Origin of the sequence: Kangiella sp., assembly GCF_014762745.1 — a bacterium.
GTDB lineage: Bacteria > Pseudomonadota > Gammaproteobacteria > Enterobacterales > Kangiellaceae > Kangiella.
Map to the genome: position 1 here is coordinate 1 of NZ_JABURJ010000005.1, position 2334 is coordinate 2334.

A 2334-nucleotide genomic window follows, 5' to 3' on the forward strand; every position below is an offset into this window, starting at 1 on the left:
TGCCTAAAACCAAATTTATTATGAATATTTTTTTGAGGCGCATTGTTCACCTAACGCGAAGCTAAGCGGCGGCCCGTCAGGGACGTCCGGTGGACGGCCGACAGGCCGGGAACGTACTTAAGCGACTGGTTAGTGGTTGTGCCATCAGCGGCCCCCAACACGTGACTAGGAATCGCATAGATAATTGTTTTTTATAGCTATAATTACCAAGACAGAAGCGCTCATCTCCCAATGTGCTCTGTTCTGATCTAAAAAATTTACAACGTCGTCGAGAATCATGGAAACGGTCACATTCTTCGGAATACAAGCCACTGGAGGAGCTTCTGTGCCCTCATAAAGACGAATCATTTCGACGAAACCCGTTATTAGACCCATGCAATGACCAACATAGACTTCTTCGCCAGGGGACAGGCTGTCAAAGTCGAAGCTATCCTGGGCGGCGGCGTAACACCCTTGATAAATTTCGCCACCGGTAAGAGCCCATGTGTTGCCGGAAAATAGGCAAGTCACGCCCAACAGGAGAAGGATTCGAATTTTTGTCATTGTTACTCCTAACTGGGGGCATGGGCCTCAGACACTAACGCCGGCCATAAGCGGCGCCCTGACAAGGGCGTCCGGTGGAGGGCCATCGGCCCGGAACAGACTTAATGGCTTTGTTATGCATTTTCCAGTTTTTTGACCGCTTCTTGGGGTGTTAGCTCTCCCCCCAACCAGATCTCTACTTTATGAGCACCAGTACCAAGAGCTATTTCCCGTAGAATCTTTTCTTCCACCTCAGACAAGCCACCCTCGATCATCTCAAGGGGGTGCATCAGTATTTCTGGGCTCTTCTTCAGAAATTGCTTTGGCAGAACTTTCTTTATGCCATTGGATAAATGGCGTTCAGCTAATCGGAACTCCCCTATCAGAAGCCGAGATGTGCTGAAGGGTTCTGCTGGTGAAACAACCTCGACAGCAAGATCACCTGACACCTTCATGATCTCAAAACGGTTTCGCGAGATCTTCACGTAGAGCTTTTCTGTAAACAGCTTCTTGATCAAACTCATATCCTATGCATAACGTTTTGGGTAAGCTGCCGGTGCGGAGCGCAGCGTAGTACCGGTCAGCTTCACCCACTGGTTAACTGGCCTTACCACCATAGTAAGACCTTAGCACCTGATGACGGTGCTTGAAGATGAACCGGTAAACCGGTGCCAAAACGTATGCCAATACGGGTAACCTGCTTTGGAACTCGACGGTATCGGTGACCCGGCATGATCTTTCGTTGCTGACGATTTCCCGGTGATGTTGCCACACCTTATTGGTGAACGAACTCGATGCTTCGTTAAAGCCACGTAGGCGATCAATTTCCCGAAAAAAGAACTTGTGACGGTCGATGGGAAAGAGACCGAAAAGAAGTATCCAGCTTGAAAATAGCTCTTTACCCGTAGGCCATTCAAAAATTGGTTTGCTTGACCAATCTGCGGGAGCTGTCATGCGGATAATAGGGCTAAGTTCTCTATTCACTCCCCTCATGGTGAGCAGCTCGGAAACATCTTCCGGACTGATTTTAAGATTGCTCGATACTTCAAATTTCACTCGAATCTTCCATGACAGTTAACGCCAGCCATAAGCGGCGCCCTGACAAGGGCGTCCGGTGGAGGGCCAACGGCCCGGAACAGACTTAATGGCCTTGTTATGAGTTTTCACTGTGGTAGGCGTTCATCAAGGAATTTAATCTTGCTGTGCCAGGGCTTTGGTTGAATAGCTCTGGATCTTGCTCGAAAAGCATTTCGATGTAGTTGTGCATGATTTTGTACTCTCGAATGTTGCGAATCCTTCCCCGTCTCAAGATTGGGTTAACTTGAAACCCGGACACGTGCCGGTCAAGCACGATGACGCCGAACCTGAACAGGGCGAAGACACCACTAATAGAGCAAACACAAGAATCAATGGCACCCAACTTTCCTCAATTTACTCATAACATTTTATTATACGAATTCATTCGTAAGACTTTATTATCATTAGTCTTTTTTTACAAGTGACGATTCTCTGGATATTTTAGGGATTAGCGGACCGAAAATTCCTTATATCGGTATATTTCAGGTAGAAAACGGCACTAAATCTGCCCCTTTCCATTACTTTTTTGTTAATACCCATATTTCCGCAATGTGAGCATTCGCTAACTCCAAACTCAATAGAAGTTACTTATAGTGAATCGGATAAAACTGTTAGCCAAGCAACTCGCTTACAATGCCCGTTAACTCTTTGATTATTAAACCCGTGTCGCCTTCATGTCACCTGAATGTCGCTAATTCTTCGCGGATATGTCGTGTTATACTTTGCTCCGAGTTT

Annotated in this window: 3 protein-coding genes; all 3 read right to left on the minus strand. The window is 46.7% G+C overall.

From position 1 onward, the window contains the following. Positions 1-165: 165 nt before the first annotated feature. Entirely contained in the window at positions 166-543 is a 378-nt protein-coding gene (locus tag HUJ19_RS00025) for a Rap1a/Tai family immunity protein (protein ID WP_290621513.1), read from the minus strand. Between the two features lie 113 nt (positions 544-656). Continuing rightward, complete coding sequence (locus HUJ19_RS00030) at positions 657-1046, minus strand: hypothetical protein (RefSeq protein ID WP_290621515.1); 390 nt, start codon at positions 1044-1046, stop codon at positions 657-659. Between the two features lie 73 nt (positions 1047-1119). After that, complete coding sequence (locus HUJ19_RS00035; RefSeq protein WP_290621517.1) at positions 1120-1578, minus strand: hypothetical protein; 459 nt, start codon at positions 1576-1578, stop codon at positions 1120-1122. Positions 1579-2334: the final 756 nt, after the last annotated feature.

What these genes read in the sequence shown, in the direction of transcription:
- HUJ19_RS00025 (WP_290621513.1), bottom strand. Translation starts at nt 543, where the DNA reads ATGACAAAAATTCGAATCCTTCTCCTGTTGGGCGTGACTTGCCTATTT.
- HUJ19_RS00030 (WP_290621515.1), bottom strand. Translation starts at nt 1,046, where the DNA reads ATGAGTTTGATCAAGAAGCTGTTTACAGAAAAGCTCTACGTGAAGATC.